The sequence below is a fragment of the Polynucleobacter sp. 86C-FISCH genome (assembly GCF_018882415.1).
Taxonomy (GTDB): domain Bacteria; phylum Pseudomonadota; class Gammaproteobacteria; order Burkholderiales; family Burkholderiaceae; genus Polynucleobacter.
Genome location: NZ_JACVOL010000001.1, coordinates 1214721 through 1228721, shown reverse-complemented (window position 1 = coordinate 1228721; position 14001 = coordinate 1214721). Strand labels below are relative to the sequence as shown.

Genomic DNA, 14001 nt, shown 5'->3' with positions numbered 1-14001 from the left:
ATATTTTTGAATGTTGATTTCATATTCAATTCAACTTCTTTTTATTGCAAAATAAATAGTAGCGTCCCGAAGAAGGTGGCTGCCATTAAATAAGAAAATACTCTGCCGTAGAGTAATGCCGTTCCCGCCTCTTTCAGACTGCCTGCATCCACCATCCGCATGGAAATAGGATCCTGAATTCCAAACACTAAAAGAGTCGCAAAAAAATTCATGAGTTGACCAACATACACAGAGGTCATGCGCATTTCTGGATAAAGACTAGCAATACCAAATGGAATAAACATCGCTATCACGATCAGCATATTGGTGATTGCCGAGTAAGCAGCCAGCTTCAGTGATGCTTTTTTGAAATGTCCTGTATCACGCCACACATCAATTTTTGCTACATGCTTGAATGATGGATATAAAACAGGAAGCAAAGCAAAGCGCACTACCTTACAAAAATTAGGCGACTTAATTAATGCATAGACTGTTGCAATACCCACCAATGAGGCTAATAAAAAGATCAGGGAAACCGGTGCCGAGAGTCGTCCCGTTTCAAACGCAAAAGAGAGAATAAAGATAACGAGCACGTTAGAGATTCTGGCGATGTATTGCACCAGATTTGACATAGCCAAGACTTCACCAAGCCCATCAACGCCAGCCACCCTTAGAAAGACTGCATAAGCATCCATCACAAAACCAAAGATCAATACCGATACCAAAATACCGATCAGTATTGCTGCAGATAAGTCTAGGCCAAGCTTATCCATTTACCGATACCCACTCTTTAAGGCTTAAGTCGTATTGCTTAACTACCTTAGCAGGAGTTCCGACCGCAATTGAGTTGGCCGGTATAGATTTAGTGACTACAGAAGAGGCACCAATGATGGAGTTTTCTCCAATCTGCACGCCCTTCAGCACGCAGACATTTTCACCAAGCCAAACATTGTTACCAATCACTACAGGCGAAATTTGTAGCGGCTTCTCTGACTGAATTTGTCCTGCAGGGGAAGTATTCTGACCTGTATAAATTCCGTGATCATGATCTGAAATGTAGATCTTGCTAGCCATCAGAACATTGTCTCCAATGGTTACAGATTCAAGTGCGCCAATATGAACGTAATCACCAAGCTCAACATTTTTGCCAAAAATAACCTGCTTGGGCTTTGAACCAAAAGCATCTATTCTCAAACCTACGCCAGAGGTAAACCCATTGCCAAACTCAATAAATGATTGGCCACGAAAATAGTAGGGGTAGCGTACTAAGCGCACATTTGATGAAATGCACTTAGATAACAAAACATCACGAATTAGGCGCAGAGAACCCAAAAAACCATAGCGCTGCAGGGTTTTGCTAAAGCCCCCTGCTATTACCGCCTGATTTTGTCCTTTTGCATCCATTTAGTGCAAACGCCCCTTTGTTTAGCCATTGATTTTAAAGGGTTTCTAATGAGATTCCTATATTTACGGGTTTTTGAATAGAATTGTCTAAAGCGCACCATAGCGCTGGTTTTTCATAACAATCAATAAGGAGTCAAAATGGCATCAGGCAATATCCCCAAAATCAATCTTCGCAACTCAGTAACCGAGTGCTCTCAGTCCGTTCGGAAGGAAAATGCGGGGAAATTTCAGAACTACGCGATCAAAGACTGCATCGCTTCAATTGCGGCAAGCAAGATCAAATAATCTAATTTTTGCCATAAGTTATCAAAAAGGGAGCTTTTTAGCCCCTTTTTCATCATATTTTGCTAATTTCTTACCTATTTTGATTAACTTGGTCGATTGGGATAGCGCTTACCCGTCAAGTTGCTGTAAATCGCCCCGGCCAGGATTAATAGGATTGAATCGACCATTACAGGGAAAAAGGCATAGCGGTAGTGGGCAATATGACCCAAAACAGTAATGAGGGCTACCGCAGCTGCTGGCGGGTGCAGGCAGCGCAAGATAAACATACCCAATATTGATAAGGCTACGGCAGCTGGCAGGGCCAACAAAGGCTCGCTCAGCAGATGAAAGCAGGTAATTCCGACTACGGCCGAGAGCGTATTTCCAGCAATGACCGCCCAAGGCTGGGCCATTGGGCTTTGAGGCAAAGCGAATACCAAAAGAGCACTAGCGCCTAGGGATGCCATCAACCATTCATCCACCCCACTAAGATCACCAAGGAACTTAGCCATAGTAAACACTAACATAAGCCCAATAAAAGCCCCAAAAACTGAGCGCAAACGCTCCACCCAGGTTACCAAAGGCTGGTCACCCCCGAGATAAAAAGAATAGTGCTTTATTAGGTGTCGAAATGCATGTTTCATGGCTAAACTGAATCTTAGACGCTTAGGAAAGTATCTGTCTAAAAATTTTCATGATTCAGCAATACTTTGAAATTGCTTGGATGTTTGAGCAATGTTTGCATACAGAACTTCACTACGGATTGAGTCAAAAATCACTTGCCGAGAACCATTGGTCCGGAAGTAACTCAACACTCCAAATCAAGGCATATTGCAACCCAAAGTCAGAGCAGCTGGTTACCTTTATATCAAACCTCAATTGGAGGAGATTTAATAAAACTTACCCAATAAAAAAGCCACCAATCGGTGGCTTTTTTATTCCTCATCCTTTTACAAGGACGCGATCGTAAAATACTAAATCCTACTTAAGCCTTTTTAGCGTAAGCAGAGCACCAACCTGGGCCAGCCACTTGCTTACCTGCAAACAATGAGCAACCACCAGCAGCAGAACCTGCTTTACCTTGGTAGAGGGCGCAGTTGTCACACTTTTGACCAGCAGCGTACTTAGGATACTTTGCTTTATCTACTTTAGAAGCATCCGCTTTGTAACCCAATGCAGCAGCTTGTGGATCGGTTTCAGCAACCATTGCTTGAGCTTGAACTTTACCGTTCAAAGCCAGGGTGCAAGCACCAGCAGCAGACAAAATCATAAATTGGCGACGACTATTTTTCATGGATTCTCCAAAAATAAAACAGCTAAATAAATGCAATCGGTGTGAAGCTTTAAAAACTAATCGTGATCATAGTGGAGAAGATCTAGAGAGGCTACCCAGCATGTAACTCAATGATTTATATAGAAATATAGTTGAGAATTATTCGCAACTAATGTGGAGCGCTATACCAGCAACAAATAGCTATCTCAATGGTACGGGGGAAATAAAAAAGCCACCCCGAAGGATGGCTTTTGATTGAAGCTAATTCTAAGAAATGATTAGAACTTGTAACCAACACCCACTAACAGTTGGTATGAAGATAAACCTGGGTTAGAGGAAAAACTTGTTTCATTGGCTACAGTCGCGAAGTTAGCCTTGCTGTAACTCATGTAGTTACCTTCAGCAAAACCATAAATGCCACCGGTGATGAACTGCTTATAGCCAAGACCTAAAACATAACCATTGAGAGTTTTGGACTGGCTACCAGCTCTAATAGTGTTGTTATTCATTGCATCGCCATTATCGATATAGCTGGTTGCGCTATTAGAAGTTAGAGATACAGAGCTGTAACCCGCCTTGAAATAAACTAACTTATCTTTGTCAATCTCGTAACCAGGAGTAATGAAGATGTTGTAGCGATTAGAAGTTTTGTATGTTGCCCCAGCAATTGTACCGCCTGCATTATTGCTACCAGCAGCAGGGTTGCTAGCACTGTAAGTAGAGCTGGTTTGCGGCAAGAATGAATAATCTGCACCGAGTCCAACAACCCATTTTGGGGCTACAGAAAAGTTATAGCCCGCACCAATTACGAGTGGTGCACCGCCAAAACTTTGATTTGATGAGGTCCATGTTGCTGGTGGGTTGCCACTTCCGATATCAGAAGTAACTACGTTTCCATTTGATGTTGAATTATTTTCATAGCCAGTTGCGAGTTGTCCATAGAAACCTTCAAATGCACTCTTTTGCGCAAATGCTGATGTTGCAACTAAGCCAGTTGCTGCCAAAGCCACTAATAATTTTGCTGATTTCATTTTTTACCTTTTTTATTGATAGATACAAACTTAAGCTATTTCCCGCCAAATCTGGGAACCCACAAGAATGCATAGAAAGAAGTATATAAAATTTGGTATTAATTTGCAGAGAAGTACTATTTTTAAGGGGTAATTAAGCTCTATACGGGTTTAATGTTGCGCCGCGACAACGATTGGATGCTTTAGAGGCCTATTAGCGCCAACCCTTCAGCTTCATGCAATTAGCCCATTGCCTAATATGAACCCCCGAACCCGCTTCCGGGTAATCCTCCTGGCACTCTCGCAGCTCCTTGTTATAAGTAGCTTTATTGTTTTTCGCCGGATCTGGGTTTTCAGAGGGAATACTCACGCAAGACATAAGAGTTAGGACGAGGGGGAGCAGCGTGAAATAGCGATAGCTCATGCTTATTGAACTCCCTTCGTTTGCAATTTCATATAGGAGCCATGATCTCCACAAGCTCGATTAAATCCTACCGCACCAAAGGAATTCTTTTCTTCGGGTACTGCAACCCATTTCTGCGGTGAGCCTTGTGGTCCGAAACTGATCTGTTGATTTTGACAATCGGCCATTAGAACGTAATCGCCCTGTTTGGCAAAATTCTTATCGAGGAGATAAGAGCTTACTTTGAGCTGTCGAATATTTTTCTTCTGATCAATGATGGCGATTTCATTATTGATGACTTCATAAAAAACGGGTGTTTTCTCCGAAGCAGAAATCTTCACCTCTTCTTCTTTAGGCAAAGGCATTTGCTTGTTTGCTTTTTCATCAAATACTTCAACAGGCGCTTTCTTGGCCACTGGTGCATCTAAGAAACCATCCTGGAATAAAAAGAAATTCACATTTTGATCATCAATAAATTTCCTACCGCACAGGCGTGAGCGCACATAGGCTATTGCTGTACGAGGGGTAATCTTCACCCAGCCAGATCCATTGACTGGCTTGGTTTCACCAACCAAGGGTGCTGTTGCAACCAAGTTTTGGGTATATAAAGTCTCAGACCAATGGTGATTACTAAAGCAATCAATCTTTTGACGATAAGGGCCAACTATCGTGGCATTAAATTGAGCTAAGTTATTTTTCTCTCTAGGAGAAAAAAATGCATCAAAACTGATCACACTTTCTTGATCCTCACGCAATGTATAGGGATCATAGAACCAGTTTTTATTTTTAGACTCAGCCAACAGAATCCATGAACGACTCTGATAGTCCTTTTCGTTCAAAGGTGGGATTTTAAAAAAAGGGGATTCCACTTCTTCGCTTATGACGGATTGATAATCCAGTCGCCTAGGGCCAGTAGTACAGCCCACAGCAAACAATACGACAAGAAGAAGCAGTTTTTTCATGTACTTATTTTCGGTCAATCAAGGCCAAGAACTCACGACGTAAATTGGAGTCTTTTAAGAATGCCCCACGCATCACGCTATTAATCATCTTGGAGTCACGGTCTTTCACACCACGCCATTGCATACAGAAGTGATCGGCATCCATCACAACCGCAACGCCAATTGGCTTAATCTTTTTCTCGAGCATGTCTGCCAACTCAACTACCGCCTCTTCCTGAATCTGTGGCCTGCACATTACCCATTCAGTCAAACGTGAGTATTTAGAGAGTCCAATCAAGGCAGACTCCTTGCTAGGCAATACCCCAATCCAAATACGGCCCATGATGGGGCATAGATGGTGAGAGCATGCGCTGCGTACAGTAATCGGGCCAATAATCATCAGCTCATTTAGGCGACTCACGTTTGGAAACTTGGTTAGCGTAGGTTGATCTACATAGCGTCCATTAAATACTTCCTGGACATACATCTTGGCTACACGACGACTCGTATTTTGAGTGTTGTGATCGTTTTCAGTATCAATCACCAGACTCTCTAATACTGCCTGCATCTTTTCAGCAACCTCATCCACTAGACCCTCTAGCTCACCAGGTTTAATAAAAGCAGAAATATTGTCATTGGCATGAAAGCGCGCTTTTTGAGCCTCAATGCGCTTACGAATCACTACCGATAAAGGGATGCCGCCATCATCTTTACTGCTCGCCCTTTTTGCGACCACCTTAGTAGAAGCCTTCTTACTGCCAGCATTTTTAGCAACTGAGCTGCTAACTGTTTTTTTGCTTGGTAATTTTTTTGTGGGCATATAAATTTTGTCTCGAGTATTTTAGTAATGTATTTTTATTTAAATCTGAAAAAATAATGCCACTACGCAAATCATGCCAAACAGCCAAACAATTGAACGAGTGGTTGGCCAGTTAGCTATGTAGCAAATCAGGTAAGCAATGCGGGCAAGTACAAATCCGATAGCAAGCAAATCAATTCTGTCTTGTGGGGCATTGGCAACGTGCGCAATGATCACCGCAGCAAAGAACAAAGGTAAAGACTCAAACAAGTTAGCTTGAGCAGCGTTTGCTCTTGCCCTAAAACCCGTTTGCGTAGCCAACCACTGTCTTGGCATGGCATTGTCATAGCCCTCAAAGCCCTTTTTAGCTATGCCTGCAGCTACATACGGCAGCAAGCCCATAAGGAGAATACAAGCGTAGGCAATAGTCATGATGGTCTTGATTAAAGTGGGTTAATTAAATATGCGGGAAACGAACGTGAAATGATTTTTGCGTTTTCTACTTCTTCTTGCTACCAATGCGGCTCTCTTTGCCATTCAGCAAGTTTTGAATATTGCTACGATGGCGCCAAATGAGTAAGAAGCAAATGATTAGCAGCGAAATACCCATAGGCTGAAAACCAAATAAAAAGACAAAATAAATTGGGCCAAAGATTGCAGCAGCTAAGGCAGCTAATGAGGAGTAACGCATGAACATGGCCACAATAATCCAAGTACTGAGTGTGGCTAATCCTAGAATCCAATTAATGCCAAACAAAATGCCACAAGCAGTAGCTACACCCTTGCCGCCCTTAAAGCCATGAAAGACCGGAAAGAGGTGGCCTAAAAAAACCGCTAGCACCACGCCACATAGCAACCAAGAATTTAAGGTTGAGGTTAATGATTCATCGCCTAGCAGTAGTCGCGCCAACATGACGGCAAAGTAACCCTTTAAAGCATCGCCAATGAGCGTCAATACCGCCGCTAATTTATTGCCAGTACGCAAGACATTCGTTGCACCAGGATTGCCTGAGCCATAAGAATGAGGGTCCGGTAAGCGCATGCATTTGCTCACCACTACCGCAAAGGAAACTGAGCCAATTAAATAGGCAATCGGGATAAGTAATAAATCTAATGTAAGGGCCATACCGCTATCTTAAACACTTATAGACTCCCCTGAGCCTGTCTTAGGAGCCACGTGGGTGATGTTGCTGGTGTATTGATTTCAGCCGCTCCCTTGCCACGTGGGTATAGATCTGGGTAGTAGAGATATCTGCATGCCCTAAAAGCAACTGAACCACCCTCAAATCCGCCCCATGGTTGAGCAAATGGGTAGCAAAAGCATGGCGTAATGTGTGTGGGGATAGGGCGACAGCAATATTAGCGACTGTGGCATATCGCTTAATCAAAGCCCAAAATGCTTGACGAGTTAAACCAGTGCCGGTGTGACGCCCCACAAAAACAGCATCCGTTGTTTTGCCTTCTAACAGAGGCGTGCGAGCCTCAGCCAAGTAACGCCTAAGCCATTGCCCCGCCTCTCCACCAAAAGGTACTAAGCGCTCTTTACCACCCTTGCCATTGACTACGCGCACCACTCCCTCATTTAAACCAAGCGCGACAGTTTTTAATGAAACAATTTCGGATACGCGTAAACCACTGGCATACATCAACTCCAGCATCGTGCGATCTCGCAAACCCAATGGAGTTTTGAGATCCGGCGCATTGAGCAATGAAGTGACTTGATCTTCGCTCAGCGTCTTTGGAAAACGCAGCGCTTGCTTAGCGGCACGCAAGCCCATACAAGGATCATTCTTCACTAAATTCATCCGAAGTGCATGCCGGTAGAAACGCTTAAACACGGTTAAACGTCGATTGGCGGTGGTTGCCTTATCTGCACGTCGATGCGCTATGTAGGCGGTGAGATCTTTTTCAGTAACGCCGTAAAGATCACCTCCGCTCTCTTGATAAAGCCACTGAGCCAGCAGCAACAAGTCTCTGCGGTATGCTGATAGGCTGTTTTGAGCTAGTCCATCCTCGAGCCAGCAAGCATCACAAAAGCGTTCAATCGCCTCTTGGCTTATTGGAGAAATGCCTGTTTTGTGAGTTGGCATTATCTAATTGTAAAAGTTAAAAAAATTGAAATTACTTGGTCGCCTCTTCCAATTTTTCAGCAAGCCAGATTTTCATTAAAGATTGATATGGAACATCGAGTTTATTAGCTTGCAATTTGATGCCTTCCAAAAAGCTTTGAGAAAGTCGAAGTGAAATGGAGGCGGTACTTGGCTTCAGATTGGGCATGGTGACTCGTACTGCTTTTGATAAATCAAAATAGTCGGATGCGTCATTCTTTTCCCAAAAAGCACGCTCTTCTTTTTCAGACTTAAATACGGGAATTTGTTTGCTAGGCTTTTTCATAAAATGCCCTTTCTCTTTTACTCATAGGTCTTGCTGAAACCACTCTAATGAGAGTTGAATTATTCCTCAAGGTAAACACCACCGAAAGAAGGTTGCCGGGAGATGTGACTCCAAGTGCAAGATAGCGACTTTCCCGATCGCTATGCTTAGCATCTATCGATACCAACAGAGGCTGATTAAAAAAGATTTCTTCAGACTCTGCCTGAGTTACGCCATGTTTAACTTGATTCTTAATGGCGTTCCCAGCATCCCACTGAAACCCAATAATTCGATGAAAATCAATCATGCATGTATATTATCATAATATACATGCACTTATAAAGCAAATGGGTATCAAACCAAGCTTTTCATATCTAGTCACGGAAGTTATTAAAGCCTAATGGCGCTTCTGTTACCTCTTTTTTAAGAAGTGCCATTGTTTCTTGCAAGTCATCACGCTTAGCACCAGTGACACGCACTGCATCACCCTGAATACTGGCTTGTACTTTGAGTTTGCTGTCTTTAATAATGCGCACAACCTTTTTTGCCAAATCAGAAGTAATGCCTTTTTGGATTTTCATGGTCTGCTTGCGCTTATCGCCGCCAATCGTTTCTGTTTTGTCATCCTTCAGATAACGCACATCCACATTTCGTTTAGCCATTTTGTTAATTAGTACATCGCGTACTTGACCTAATTTAAAGTCATCGTCACCAAACAAAATGAGTGCTTCGTCTTTTTGCTCCACACGGCTATCTGAGCCCTTAAAGTCAAATCGATTGGAAATTTCTTTATTGGATTGCTCAATCGCATTTTTGAGTTCAACCATGTCCGGCTCACATACAACGTCAAATGTTGGCATTTTTACTCCCTATTTACCTATTGATATTCTCGTAATCATTACATTTCCTAGATCTTTTAGCGCCTCTTTTGGGCTTCTTACTAGCAATACCGCCAAAAAATATGCTCTAGATTCTTTTACGAATAAGATTGTGGCATGAACCGTGCTCAAAATGCGCCGCCCCCAGCAAAATTGATCCCTAATCTGGGATTGAAGGACCGCAACACTTTTGGCTTTGACGCCAAAGCAGAGCTAGCCTATGAAATTACCGCGCCCGAGCAAATTCCAGAATTAATCTCTGAGATTGCCAGGCAAAAACTGGCATGGCGGGTTTTGGGTGGCGGAAGCAATGTGATTCTTCCAGATAATCTTCCAGGAGCCACCCTCCTGATGAACATCTCCGGACAAGAAATCATTTCTTCAAATAGTGAGGCAACTTTTTTAGCAGTTGGTGGTGGCGTCAATTGGCATGACCTTGTTTCTTGGACTTTAGAAAACGACTTGCCCGGTTTAGAAAACTTAGCCCTCATTCCGGGAACGGTTGGAGCAGCACCAATTCAAAATATTGGTGCCTATGGCGTTGAAGTCGCAGATTACATTGACAGCATCGAAGCCTTTGACGTCAAAGACCAAGCCTTTGTCACTCTGACAAATGAGGCATGCTGCTTTGCGTATCGCGATAGCTACTTCAAGCAAAATCCCCAACGCTTTATTGTGACAAAGGTCGTTTTTAAACTCCCCAAAGCTTGGCAGGCTCGCATTCATTACGCCGACCTAGCAAAACAATTTTCGGAGGGGTCTACTCCGAGTCCAGAGGATATCTTCTTGGCGGTATGTAAGATTCGTACCCGCAAACTCCCTGACCCCAAGCTGATTGGCAATGCAGGAAGCTTCTTTCAGAACCCCATAGTGCCTAATGAGAAATTCGAGACACTGCTAAAAGCCCATCCTAATTTGGTTTCTTATCCTGATGCACAAGGCAAGCGTAAGCTTGCTGCCGGCTGGCTCATTGATCAGTGTGGCTTCAAAGGTCAACGTATGGGCTCTGTAGGCGTCTACGAGAACCAAGCCTTAGTGCTCGTTAATCATGGTGACGGCACATCTAAAGATATCCTGGGTCTTGCCAAATGCATTCAAGATAAAGTGCGTGCCGAGTTTGGTGTGAGCTTACAGATAGAGCCGAATATTCTCTAAACTCAATATAGGTTTGCACTCGCTTTATTAATGTAAAGATTTAATTAAGGTGCTTGAACAGGTCCTAAGCTTGGTGCTTTTGTAGGTGCTGCAACTCCAATGAAGATGACCATTCCATCGCCACCTGGATTTAAGAGTAAGTCATTCAAACCCGAAGGCTTCCAGTTATTCGCCGCCCAAATATTTCCAGCCATATCTGCATTAACGGATGTCAGACGCATGAGCGGCAAATATGATGGTGGCGCTCCTGCTCCATAAAGAGGTTGACCAGAGTTAAGCAGTACTTGACTACCTGCGGATGGCAAGGTGTAGCCCGTGCTTGGAGTGATTGCCGTGCCCATTGCTATACCGGTAGGGCAGTTCGAAGTGGCGCCACAGAGTTGAACGATGCTGTAGCGCAAGCTTGGTAGGTCAACTCCAAAATTAGCAACCCAAACATTTCCTTTGGCATCCAATGAAATGCCCCAAGGTCCATTAATTCCTTGTCCTGTGTAAGTTCCTACGATCGTGCCAGTCGAGTTGATCGCGTACACAGTCGAAGTTTTACCGGCTGCCACCCAAGCATTACCCAAGGAATCTACTGCAACGCCCTTAGGATTGCTACCGCTCGGAAGCGGGACCGTGAAGAGCTTTGTAATCCCTCCGTTGCTATAACGTAATTTAGAAACAGTGTCAGAGCCTGTATAGGTAACCCACGCATATCCATCACTTGAAATTGCCATACCAAAAGGCTCTATGTTGCTATCTACATAACTCACAGCATTGGTGGTTTGATTGGGATAAACAACTACGGCATTGTTTCCATAGCTCGCCATCCAGATGTTATTAGATTGATCAACTGCGGTACCTTGGACTCGTAATAAACCCGAGGTATATCCCGCAGCTGGAGAAATTGGTACCCCAAGTGATGAAAGCTTTGCTACCGCACCACTACTCGGCACATTGTTTCCCCAACCGAAACTGCCAGACCAAACGTAACCAAGCGTATCAATTGCAACTCCAAAGCCTGAGCCCAAAATACCGCCACCTGTAATCGGCGAAGTTGGAGTATTAGCAAGTCCATTAGCGGGCTGACCGTTGGGCTTTAGAACAATTAAACAATTTGTAGAATTCGGCGTACCTTGAATCACATTGTTATTAATCCAAGCGTACCCGTTGACATCAAATGCAACGTTCGCTGGGCCACCGAACGGGCAGCTACTATTGCCACTGTTATTCACTTTGACAGCCATAGTCCAGGCATCTAACTTTTGTAAGGGCGCCGATGAATTTGGCCCCTGGTTAGCCGTCAATGCAGGTGTGTAGCTGGTGACTACGCTCCCTAGGTTATATATTGCACTCACATTAGCGGCTGGATTTAAAGCGATATTTACTATCGCTTGCAAAGTTGTTGTTGGAGTGACGCCACTAGCAGAAGGCGTGACTGCAAATAAATTCGTACACGCATTTGCGACACCTTGAGTACAGCCGGCCAAGACATTGGCTAATGTGCCAAGCGCGCTCCAGGTGTTTGTCTCATATCCGTTTGGCGAAGTTTGAATAACAGTAGAGGCAGCGCCAGATTGGGCAGAAACCAAATTCTCCGCCATGCCCGCTGCGATACTCATCGGTAGAGCGCTACCGCCTATCGAATAATCATTACGAAATAATTGCGCAAATGCATAAGCCGATGCCACGGTAGTGAGTTCATTAATCCGCACCGCAGTTAAGGGGCCTGTACCCAAGCTCGCCATCAACTCAATGCTTGGAGATTTTCTTGCAACCGCATAGTAGGTAATCGGGTTACTAGCGGTGTTAGATGAATTGCTTGGCACTTTTACAGAAAAGTTGCCAGCACCGTCAGAACTTGTTTGAGCCACAACAGACGGTGTTCCCGACTGGACTTGATAAATTGTCACGGTAGCGCTACTAATTGCCTGAGGAGTAGATCCGCCGCCAGAGCTCACTACACCATAAATTACGGTGGCATTACCCGAAGAATCGCTGCTAGGGCAACCTGAAAGCAATGTCATCGAAAATACTGCACCTATTAGTAAGAGGATTTTTTGAATTGCTTGATTCATGCTATTTGCTTTCTACCTGGCTTACTTCTGAAAATTGCACTTCCGCCTGACCCTCAGCCAAACGTACTTGGTAAACATTGCTTATATTTAATTCGGATGGTTTGCGAACTGCATGCAATTCTTCTTTGTCTTTGCTAAGTATCACCGCATACCCCCTCTCAAGTGTTCTTTGTGGGTTGAGCATTTCTAACTGTGACTGATAGTGCGATTGATTGCGCTTCCAGTTTTCTATGCGCACCGACCAAGCTTGATTTAATCGCTGCTGCCAACCATTGATTTGCTCACGCATGCGATCAGGGTTAGGCAGGGCGTGACTTAAGCGCAGCGCCAATTGATCTAAGGTCTGCGCTTCACGCTCAACTCTCTGATTAATCCGCTGGAGTAAAGCCTGCATGATGGCATCGAGCTCTTGCAGCATTTGATCTCGGCGTGGTGCTGCAAGTTCTGCCGCGCCAGTAGGCGTTGGCGCACGCAAGTCAGCCACAAAGTCAGCAATAGTGAAATCCGTTTCATGACCAACACCGCTGACTACCGGAATAGATGAATCAGCAATCGCATAAGCTAACTGCTCATCATTGAATGCCCATAAATCTTCAATACTGCCGCCGCCACGCACCAACAAAAGAACATCGACCGCTTTTTCTTTTTCCGCCGCTTTCAATGCGGCAATAATTCCTGCGGGCGCATCAGGACCTTGCACCAAGGTCGGATAAATCACAATCGGAATATGAGGAGCTCTTCTTGCTAAAGTACTCAACACATCTTTCAGTGCCGCAGCTTGTGGAGAGGTAATGATGCCAATCGATCTTGGATGAGAAGGGATCTCACGCTTACGCTCATCATCAAACAATCCTTCTTTAGCGAGTTTTGCTTTGAGTTTAAGAAAGGCTTCGTATAAACCGCCTAGACCAGCACGACGCAAAGTCTGAATTGTGAGCTGTATGTCGCCACGAGGAACGTACATTCCTAAATTGGCACTCACTTCAACCAAATCCCCGGATTGCGGCATAAAGCCAACCTGGCCATTGCGACCGCGGAACATGACGCAACGGATTTGTCCCTCTTCGTCCTTTAGCGAGAAATACCAGTGCCCACTGTCATAGGCCTTGAAATTCGAAATCTCCCCGCTCACCCAGACGGTGTCAAAGCGATCCTCCAAAGAGGCGGCAATGGCGCGGTTTAGATCGCCAACACTCAGAATTTCTCTTGATATTTCCGACATTTTTTCTCTTTAATCACACAGCTATCAGGCTTGGGCACCAATAAATATCCACAGATACCGATTCGCCCTAGGTTTAATGCTTATAAGTAAGTAATTACTGACCCAAAACGTCTCATAAATCCAACATGACAATACTAAGTCATTGATTTATATAGAAATTAACTTGGTCATTAAGTTCCATTTAAATCAATATAAATCGCCATTCACCATCTATCAAGGACTTACAGCGCAATATCA

16 protein-coding genes are annotated in these 14001 nt (G+C 44.1%); 1 reads left to right on the top strand and 15 read right to left on the bottom strand.

The window, feature by feature from the left end; all coding sequences use genetic code 11:
• Positions 1-41: 41 nt before the first annotated feature.
• From ICN10_RS06195 to ICN10_RS06135, 13 genes are all read right to left on the bottom strand, one after another.
• Positions 42-752, bottom strand: a complete 711-nt coding sequence (locus tag ICN10_RS06195; protein WP_216213796.1) for a hypothetical protein — start codon at positions 750-752, stop codon at positions 42-44.
• Complete coding sequence (locus ICN10_RS10175; protein WP_304609566.1) at positions 745-1383, bottom strand: DapH/DapD/GlmU-related protein; 639 nt, start codon at positions 1381-1383, stop codon at positions 745-747. Before ICN10_RS10175 ends, ICN10_RS06195 begins: the two co-directional genes overlap by 8 nt.
• A gap of 368 nt (positions 1384-1751) precedes the next feature.
• Positions 1752-2159: an HPP family protein gene (locus ICN10_RS06185; protein WP_255536822.1), complete on the bottom strand. Its 408-nt coding sequence runs from the start codon at positions 2157-2159 to the stop codon at positions 1752-1754.
• Between the two features lie 473 nt (positions 2160-2632).
• Positions 2633-2941, bottom strand: a complete 309-nt coding sequence (locus ICN10_RS06180) for a high-potential iron-sulfur protein (RefSeq protein WP_216213792.1) — start codon at positions 2939-2941, stop codon at positions 2633-2635.
• Between the two features lie 257 nt (positions 2942-3198).
• Positions 3199-3951 carry an outer membrane protein gene (locus ICN10_RS06175; RefSeq protein WP_216213790.1) on the bottom strand — a complete coding sequence of 251 codons (753 nt, stop codon included), beginning with the start codon at positions 3949-3951 and terminating at the stop codon, positions 3199-3201.
• Between the two features lie 405 nt (positions 3952-4356).
• Positions 4357-5172 (bottom strand): hypothetical protein, encoded by an 816-nt coding sequence (locus ICN10_RS06170; RefSeq protein ID WP_216213788.1) that lies wholly within the window; start codon positions 5170-5172, stop codon positions 4357-4359.
• Between the two features lie 127 nt (positions 5173-5299).
• Positions 5300-6094 (bottom strand): GTP cyclohydrolase I, encoded by a 795-nt coding sequence (gene folE / locus ICN10_RS06165; protein WP_216213786.1) that lies wholly within the window; start codon positions 6092-6094, stop codon positions 5300-5302.
• A 39-nt stretch (positions 6095-6133) separates the two neighbouring features.
• Positions 6134-6505 carry an MAPEG family protein gene (locus ICN10_RS06160; protein ID WP_216213783.1) on the bottom strand — a complete coding sequence of 124 codons (372 nt, stop codon included), beginning with the start codon at positions 6503-6505 and terminating at the stop codon, positions 6134-6136.
• Positions 6506-6572: 67 nt separating this feature from the next.
• A complete protein-coding gene (plsY, locus tag ICN10_RS06155; protein ID WP_216213780.1) occupies positions 6573-7199 on the bottom strand; it encodes a glycerol-3-phosphate 1-O-acyltransferase PlsY in 627 nt (208 codons plus the stop codon).
• A 40-nt stretch (positions 7200-7239) separates the two neighbouring features.
• Positions 7240-8163: a site-specific tyrosine recombinase XerD gene (gene xerD, locus ICN10_RS06150; protein WP_216213777.1), complete on the bottom strand. Its 924-nt coding sequence runs from the start codon at positions 8161-8163 to the stop codon at positions 7240-7242.
• A 31-nt stretch (positions 8164-8194) separates the two neighbouring features.
• Positions 8195-8467, bottom strand: a complete 273-nt coding sequence (locus ICN10_RS06145; protein ID WP_216213774.1) for a BrnA antitoxin family protein — start codon at positions 8465-8467, stop codon at positions 8195-8197.
• Positions 8454-8753 (bottom strand): BrnT family toxin, encoded by a 300-nt coding sequence (locus tag ICN10_RS06140; protein WP_216213771.1) that lies wholly within the window; start codon positions 8751-8753, stop codon positions 8454-8456. Before ICN10_RS06140 ends, ICN10_RS06145 begins: the two co-directional genes overlap by 14 nt.
• Positions 8754-8820: 67 nt before the next feature.
• On the bottom strand, positions 8821-9306 hold the full coding sequence (locus ICN10_RS06135; protein WP_216213767.1) for a YajQ family cyclic di-GMP-binding protein: 486 nt from the start codon (positions 9304-9306) through the stop codon (positions 8821-8823).
• A 135-nt stretch (positions 9307-9441) separates the two neighbouring features.
• Between ICN10_RS06135 and murB the strand changes: the two genes are divergently transcribed.
• A complete protein-coding gene (gene murB, locus ICN10_RS06130; RefSeq protein ID WP_216213764.1) occupies positions 9442-10479 on the top strand; it encodes a UDP-N-acetylmuramate dehydrogenase in 1038 nt (345 codons plus the stop codon).
• Between the two features lie 44 nt (positions 10480-10523).
• Here murB and ICN10_RS06125 read toward each other — a convergent pair whose 3' ends face one another.
• Both ICN10_RS06125 and xseA read right to left on the bottom strand, forming a co-directional pair.
• Positions 10524-12542 (bottom strand): hypothetical protein, encoded by a 2019-nt coding sequence (locus tag ICN10_RS06125; RefSeq protein WP_216213761.1) that lies wholly within the window; start codon positions 12540-12542, stop codon positions 10524-10526.
• Between the two features lies 1 nt (position 12543).
• Positions 12544-13764 carry an exodeoxyribonuclease VII large subunit gene (gene xseA, locus ICN10_RS06120; RefSeq protein WP_216213759.1) on the bottom strand — a complete coding sequence of 407 codons (1221 nt, stop codon included), beginning with the start codon at positions 13762-13764 and terminating at the stop codon, positions 12544-12546.
• Positions 13765-14001 lie beyond the last annotated feature (237 nt).

What these genes read in the sequence shown, in the direction of transcription:
- murB (WP_216213764.1), top strand. Translation starts at nt 9,442, where the DNA reads ATGAACCGTGCTCAAAATGCGCCGCCCCCAGCAAAATTGATCCCTAAT.
- folE (WP_216213786.1), bottom strand. Translation starts at nt 6,094, where the DNA reads ATGCCCACAAAAAAATTACCAAGCAAAAAAACAGTTAGCAGCTCAGTT.
- xseA (WP_216213759.1), bottom strand. Translation starts at nt 13,764, where the DNA reads ATGTCGGAAATATCAAGAGAAATTCTGAGTGTTGGCGATCTAAACCGC.
- ICN10_RS06180 (WP_216213792.1), bottom strand. Translation starts at nt 2,941, where the DNA reads ATGAAAAATAGTCGTCGCCAATTTATGATTTTGTCTGCTGCTGGTGCT.
- ICN10_RS06175 (WP_216213790.1), bottom strand. Translation starts at nt 3,951, where the DNA reads ATGAAATCAGCAAAATTATTAGTGGCTTTGGCAGCAACTGGCTTAGTT.
- ICN10_RS06185 (WP_255536822.1), bottom strand. Translation starts at nt 2,159, where the DNA reads ATGGCTAAGTTCCTTGGTGATCTTAGTGGGGTGGATGAATGGTTGATG.
- ICN10_RS06125 (WP_216213761.1), bottom strand. Translation starts at nt 12,542, where the DNA reads ATGAATCAAGCAATTCAAAAAATCCTCTTACTAATAGGTGCAGTATTT.
- ICN10_RS10175 (WP_304609566.1), bottom strand. Translation starts at nt 1,383, where the DNA reads ATGGATGCAAAAGGACAAAATCAGGCGGTAATAGCAGGGGGCTTTAGC.
- ICN10_RS06160 (WP_216213783.1), bottom strand. Translation starts at nt 6,505, where the DNA reads ATGACTATTGCCTACGCTTGTATTCTCCTTATGGGCTTGCTGCCGTAT.
- ICN10_RS06195 (WP_216213796.1), bottom strand. Translation starts at nt 752, where the DNA reads ATGGATAAGCTTGGCCTAGACTTATCTGCAGCAATACTGATCGGTATT.
- plsY (WP_216213780.1), bottom strand. Translation starts at nt 7,199, where the DNA reads ATGGCCCTTACATTAGATTTATTACTTATCCCGATTGCCTATTTAATT.
- ICN10_RS06145 (WP_216213774.1), bottom strand. Translation starts at nt 8,467, where the DNA reads ATGAAAAAGCCTAGCAAACAAATTCCCGTATTTAAGTCTGAAAAAGAA.
- xerD (WP_216213777.1), bottom strand. Translation starts at nt 8,163, where the DNA reads ATGCCAACTCACAAAACAGGCATTTCTCCAATAAGCCAAGAGGCGATT.
- ICN10_RS06140 (WP_216213771.1), bottom strand. Translation starts at nt 8,753, where the DNA reads ATGATTGATTTTCATCGAATTATTGGGTTTCAGTGGGATGCTGGGAAC.
- ICN10_RS06135 (WP_216213767.1), bottom strand. Translation starts at nt 9,306, where the DNA reads ATGCCAACATTTGACGTTGTATGTGAGCCGGACATGGTTGAACTCAAA.